Annotated in this window: 6 protein-coding genes; 1 reads left to right on the forward strand and 5 read right to left on the reverse strand. The window is 65.5% G+C overall.

Going from position 1 to position 5274, the window contains the following annotated elements; genetic code table 11:
• Window positions 1–313 precede the first annotated feature (313 nt).
• Window positions 314–1675, forward strand: coding sequence for a hypothetical protein (locus tag AC1DOC_RS18030; protein WP_478081435.1), 1362 nt, complete (start codon window positions 314–316; stop codon window positions 1673–1675).
• A gap of 96 nt (window positions 1676–1771) precedes the next feature.
• Here AC1DOC_RS18030 and AC1DOC_RS18035 read toward each other — a convergent pair whose 3' ends face one another.
• The 5 genes from AC1DOC_RS18035 to AC1DOC_RS18055 all read right to left on the reverse strand — a co-directional run bounded on the left by AC1DOC_RS18035 (window position 1772) and on the right by AC1DOC_RS18055 (window position 5177).
• Window positions 1772–2962 carry an MFS transporter gene (locus AC1DOC_RS18035; protein ID WP_278876912.1) on the reverse strand — a complete coding sequence of 397 codons (1191 nt, stop codon included), beginning with the start codon at window positions 2960–2962 and terminating at the stop codon, window positions 1772–1774.
• On the reverse strand, window positions 2962–4074 hold the full coding sequence (gene aroC / locus AC1DOC_RS18040) for a chorismate synthase (protein WP_478130200.1): 1113 nt from the start codon (window positions 4072–4074) through the stop codon (window positions 2962–2964). The genes AC1DOC_RS18035 and aroC overlap by 1 nt, the downstream gene beginning before the upstream one ends.
• 32 nt (window positions 4075–4106) lie before the next feature.
• A complete protein-coding gene (locus AC1DOC_RS18045; RefSeq protein WP_478081436.1) occupies window positions 4107–4292 on the reverse strand; it encodes a hypothetical protein in 186 nt (61 codons plus the stop codon).
• Between the two features lie 79 nt (window positions 4293–4371).
• On the reverse strand, window positions 4372–4842 hold the full coding sequence (locus AC1DOC_RS18050) for an SRPBCC family protein (protein ID WP_062366610.1): 471 nt from the start codon (window positions 4840–4842) through the stop codon (window positions 4372–4374).
• Window positions 4731–5177 (reverse strand): ArsR/SmtB family transcription factor, encoded by a 447-nt coding sequence (locus tag AC1DOC_RS18055; RefSeq protein ID WP_478130201.1) that lies wholly within the window; start codon window positions 5175–5177, stop codon window positions 4731–4733. Before AC1DOC_RS18055 ends, AC1DOC_RS18050 begins: the two co-directional genes overlap by 112 nt.
• Window positions 5178–5274 lie beyond the last annotated feature (97 nt).

The raw sequence follows: 5274 nt of genomic DNA on the forward strand, positions 1-5274 counted from the left end.
GCTTGCGCCTCGCGCTTCAACAGCCCGCAGATCAGGAAATAAGATTTTTGTTTTCAATTTGAGCTTCATGCTCGCCTCCTTGTGTGCAATTATTTTAAGTATCGATTTATGGCGAGCGGCAATACGAAGACCCATCCAATTGCCGGCAAAGTCGACACCGCCTGCGCACCTCGGAGACGCGGATGAGACATCGTTCGGGATATCCCGAATGCCTATAAATTCTTACATTTCTCTGTATTCATTTACGATCTGACAGTCGAGGGGCATGTCTTCCGATGGGTGGCGACATCAATCAAAAAATGGAATAAATGTAATGAAATGGTTTTATTTTTCCGCTGCGGCCGCTTTGGTCGGGGCGTTGGGGGGATGTGGAGGAGGTGGTGGTGGCGGTGGTGGGGGCGGCGGATTGCCGTTTCCGATCCTGCCCGCGGCCACCTTGAGCGTGACGGTTCAGGTCAATGGCAGTTCCGCAACGGCCAATGGGGACGGCAAGTACTCCATCAAGCCGGGTGACGTGGTCACGGTAACCCCGAACCTTGGCTCGGACTGGAACAGCAGTTCCGACCCTGCCGGTTCCGTGAGCCTGCGCAATGCGGATATTTCCAGCACCAAGTGGTCTGCGCAGATCGCGAACAACACCAATGCGGCCAGCATGTTTACCGTCAGCGCGAAGGCGACGGCCAATGCAGCCCTGACCAAGGACACGGTCTTCAATGTTGCCGCAGGCGACGCCCGGAACCTGTCTTACAAGGTGTACGCGACGAACGGCAGCCAGCAGACGCTCGCGCTCAATTTCGACACGATGTCGTACGTGATGACCGACGAGACCGGCCTCGCCGTGTCGGACTCGTTCAGTGCCGACGCTGCGCAACCCGGAACCTATGTCTTCAAGAGTTCGCGCAATACCGCGGCGACGAACAACAGCCGTTTCCGGCTGATCACCGACGCCGTGGTGGGCTCGTTCCCGTTCCAGGTTGCACAGGTCCCGGGCAGCTACGCTGTCCAGCCGTTCATCGGGTCCCGCGCCATCGTGACGACCCAGAGTGCGCTCGACGGGATCTACATCCGCTTCGGCATCAATATGCGGCCGGGCGTGATCGACTCGCAGATCCGCCAGGTTCAAGTGACGGGAGGCGGTACATCGCTGCTCATGTGCAATGAGGTTGGCATCACCTCCATTGCCGCCTGCCCACCTGCCTCGATCGCAACCTACGCCATTTCGGCGGGTTCGTCCGCCGGGTCGTGGAGCACCGTGAACGTGGCCAACGCGAGCGACAAGGGTGCTCTGGCGGTCATCATGGTGGACGGAAAGAAGGTCTACGTCGCGGCGGGCATCAACTCCGTTGCGCCGAACGACTCCATCTTCCGCATCGGCCTTGTCGATTCGTCGACGTGGCTCAACACCACGGCGCGCGGTGGAGACAACAACGGCACCTGGGGCACCTTCGGCTTCGACGCGACGACATATACCGCAGCGCTGACCAAGCCTGATGGCACCGTCTCCAACGTCAGCTATGGCCTCACTGCGGCGAGCGCCTCGATTCCCGCCCTGAAGCTCATCAACAGCAGCGGCACCGACCGCTATTTCGCGATGCAGGACGGCACGCTGTCGGTCGTCGTGGGTGCGCGCACCAACCCGGCCACCGGCTACCTCCAGATCGGCCTGGTGCCCTGATCGCACGGCGCCGGCATGGGCCGGCGCCGTTCACATTCGCGTACGCCGCGTTGTGCCGCAGTTGCGGTGCAACGCGGCTTTCTTTTTGCGTGAGTGCTAGGCGGCGCGCGTTGCCGCCCCCTCCAGCCTCACCACCCGCCAGGCACACAGGCTCCCCACCGCCGCCAGCACAGCCGCCAGCGCGAACATGGTCCTGTACCCCAGCTCCTGCGCCACCGCACCACCGAGCAGCACGCCCAGCACACCACCGAACCCGTAGCCGATCACGGTGAAGAGCGCCTGCCCGCGCCCGCGCAGCCGGCCCGGAAAGCGCCGCGACACCACGGCGATACACGTCGTGTGGTGCGCCGCAAAGCTCAGCGCATGCAGCCATTGCGCGACGACGAGCGCTGCGATCGAGCCGCCCAGCCCGGCCGTGAGGCCCAGCCGCGCCACGGCGGCAATGCCGCACACCAGCATCCAGCGCGGCATCGGCAAGAGGCCGATGAGCCGTCCCTGCAGGAAGAACCAGACGATCTCGGCCACCACCGACAGCGCCCACAGCAGGCCGATGACGCTCTTGCCGTAGCCGAGCGAGTCGAGGTACAGCGAGAAGAAGGCATAGACCGAGAAGTGCGACATCACCTGGAAGAACAGCGATGCGAAGAACCACCGCACCGCAGGAATGCGCAGCACCGGGCCGATCGGCTCCCTGGCCGCGTCGTGCGCCGCCACCGGCTCGCGGATGTCGGGCAGCTTCATGGTCGCGATCAGCACGATGGCCAGCGTGCCCGCGGCCCAGGCCGGAAAGTGCTTCATGCCGAAGCGCTCGAACCACTCGCCCGCAAAGAACACGGTCACCAGGAAGCCGGCCGAGCCGCAGAGCCGGATGCGCCCGTAGCGCCCCCAGTCGCCCGCCACCAGCTGCGCCATGGCGGCTTCGGTGAGCGACATCATCGAGCTGGTGTGGGTGAACATCACCAGCAGCACCAGCGCCAGCCACCAGGCGCCGCCATGCCACCAGAGCCCGAAGGAGCTGGCGAGCGCCACCGCGGCGCTGAAGCGCAGCAGCTTCACGCGCTGCCCCGTGTGGTCGCTGAGCGCGCCCCAGGCATAGGGCGCGAACACGCGCGTGATCGACTGCACCGAGGCCAGCAGGCTGATCGTGAAGATCGGCAGCCCCAGGTCCTTGAGCCACAGCGGCAGGTACGGGTTGAAGAAACCGATGTGCGCGAAATAGCTGGCCGACAGACCAGCGAACGCCAGCAGGTGGCCGCGCCCGGCGGCCACAGGCGGCGCGGTAGACACTAGAGAAAGGACGCCTGCGGCGAGGCGGATTCCGGCTTCTCGGCTTGCGTTTGCACATCGCCGCACTGCGCGCGGTTGCGCAGCACGTGCTCCATGACCACGAGCGCAAGCATGGCCTCGGCGATGGGCGTCGCGCGGATGCCGACGCACGGATCGTGGCGGCCCTTGGTGACCACCTCGACGGGGTTGTTGTGGATGTCGATGGACTGGCGCGGGCTGATGATCGAGCTGGTGGGCTTGATCGCGATGCTCACTTCGAGGTCTTGCCCCGAGCTGATGCCGCCCAGGATGCCACCCGCGTTGTTGGTGACGAAGCCCGTGGGCGTGATCRAATCGCCGTGCGTGGTGCCGCGCTGCGTGATGCTCTCGAAGCCGGCGCCGATCTCCACCGCCTTCACGGCGTTGATGCCCATCATCGCGTAGGCGATCTCGGCGTCGAGCTTGTCGAACAGTGGCTCGCCGAGGCCGATGGGCACATTGCTGGCCGTGACGCGGATGCGCGCGCCGCAGGAGTCGCCGGCCTTGCGCAGGCGGTCCATGTAGGCCTCGAGCTCGCTCACGTCAGCCATCGGCGCGAAGAAGGGGTTGGCGGGCACGTGGTCCCAGCTCTCGAACGGAATGGCGATCTCGCCGATCTGTGTCATGCAGCCGCGAAACACCATGCCGTATTTTTCGGCCAGCCACTTCTTGGCGACCGCGCCCGCCGCCACCATGGGCGCCGTGAGCCGCGCCGAAGAGCGSCCRCCGCCGCGCGGRTCGCGGATGCCGTATTTCTTCCAGTAGGTGAAGTCGGCGTGGCCGGGGCGGAACTGCTGGGCGATCTGGCCGTAGTCCTTGCTGCGCTGGTCGGTGTTCTGGATCAGCAGCGCAATCGGGGTGCCGGTGGTCTTGCCTTCGTAGACGCCGGAAAGGATCTGCACCGCGTCGGGCTCGTTGCGCTGGGTGACGTGGCGGCTGGTGCCGGGGCGGCGGCGGTCGAGGTCGCCCTGGATGTCGGCCTCGCTCAGTTCCATGCCCGGCGGGCAGCCGTCGATGACGCAGCCGATGGCCGGGCCGTGCGACTCGCCGAAATTGGTGACCGCGAAGAGAGTTCCGAAGGTGTTGCCGCTCATGGTGGGGATTATCCCTACAAAGCGGCGGCCACTCAGTCCGTCGTGTTTTCCACGCGCCTGGTGAGCGTGCCCAGCTGCAGTTCGATGGCAAAGAGCCGTTCGTTCAGCACGGCAGTCTGCAGCCGTATGGCCTCGACGATGGCCTTGGTCTGCGGGTCCGAGGTGTTGTCGGCCAGTTCCGCCAGGTCGTGCAGCTTCTTGCGAAGTTCGTTGCTCATGGGAGGCTCCGTTCGTCGTCTCGTCGTGGAGGCCCCAGTATGGGTCTTCGCCCGCGCGCCGGCAATGCGTGAAAGCCGCTCAGGCGCCCTGATGCTGCCCTGCCAACCACTTCCCGAGCTTGCCCATGGCGCCGGTCCAGCCATGGCTGTGCCCGTCGCGCGCGGCCTCGTCGAAGAACTGCTCGTGCAGCAGGACCAGTTCGCAGCCATTGCCGTCGGGCTCGATGCGCACCGTGACGCGCGACTCGCGCTCCGGCGTGCTGCGCCAGGCCCAGCTGAAGACCAGCTTGCGGTTGGGCACGAGCTCCAGGTAGGTGCCGCTCACGTCGTGCGTCTCGCCGTCGGCCGCGCGCATGGCCACCCGAAAGCGGCCGCCCACGCGCAGGTCGACTTCGGCCAGCGGCACGGAAACGATTTCTTCAGGGCCGAACCAGGCCTTCAGCGCTTGCGGGTCGGTCCACGCGCGCCAGACTTTTTCGGGGGCAACGGGGTAGTGCCTGCGGAGGGTGAGCGAGGGTCGCTCGGTGGCGGGGGCGGCAGCTTTTGCCATTCGGTCTCCTCTTGGTGGTAGAGAAAGCGCGCCAGTGCATCGAGGCGCCCGGTCCAGAATTTCTCATAGCGCGACAACCACACGGCAGCCTCCTGCATGGGGCGCGGCGAGAGCTCGCAGCGCACGATGCGGCCCTCTTTCGTGCGCGAGATGAGCCCGGCGTCCTCCAGCACCCRCAGGTGCTTCATGAAGCCGGTCAGCGACATGCCATGCGGCTCGGCCAGCTCGGTCACGCTGAGGCTGCGCTCGCCCAGCGTTTCCAGCACCGTGCGGCGCGTGGGGTCGGAGAGCGCGGCAAAGACGGCGTCGAGCGTGGCATTGTCTGAGTGAACCATGTGGTTGAGTATCCTGGCACGCCGCGGAGGCGTCAAGCAATGCCCGCATCAGCCCTTCGCGGCCGGTGTCTTTGGGAACGCTTTATGCGTGCCGCAC

The sequence above is a fragment of the Variovorax sp. 01T439_2 genome, from assembly GCF_056398445.1.

Excerpts from the sequence above, each read along its gene's own strand:
- AC1DOC_RS18030 (WP_478081435.1), top strand. The coding sequence starts at position 314 with ATGAAATGGTTTTATTTTTCCGCTGCGGCCGCTTTGGTCGGGGCGTTG.
- AC1DOC_RS18045 (WP_478081436.1), bottom strand. The coding sequence starts at position 4,292 with ATGAGCAACGAACTTCGCAAGAAGCTGCACGACCTGGCGGAACTGGCC.
- AC1DOC_RS18050 (WP_062366610.1), bottom strand. The coding sequence starts at position 4,842 with ATGGCAAAAGCTGCCGCCCCCGCCACCGAGCGACCCTCGCTCACCCTC.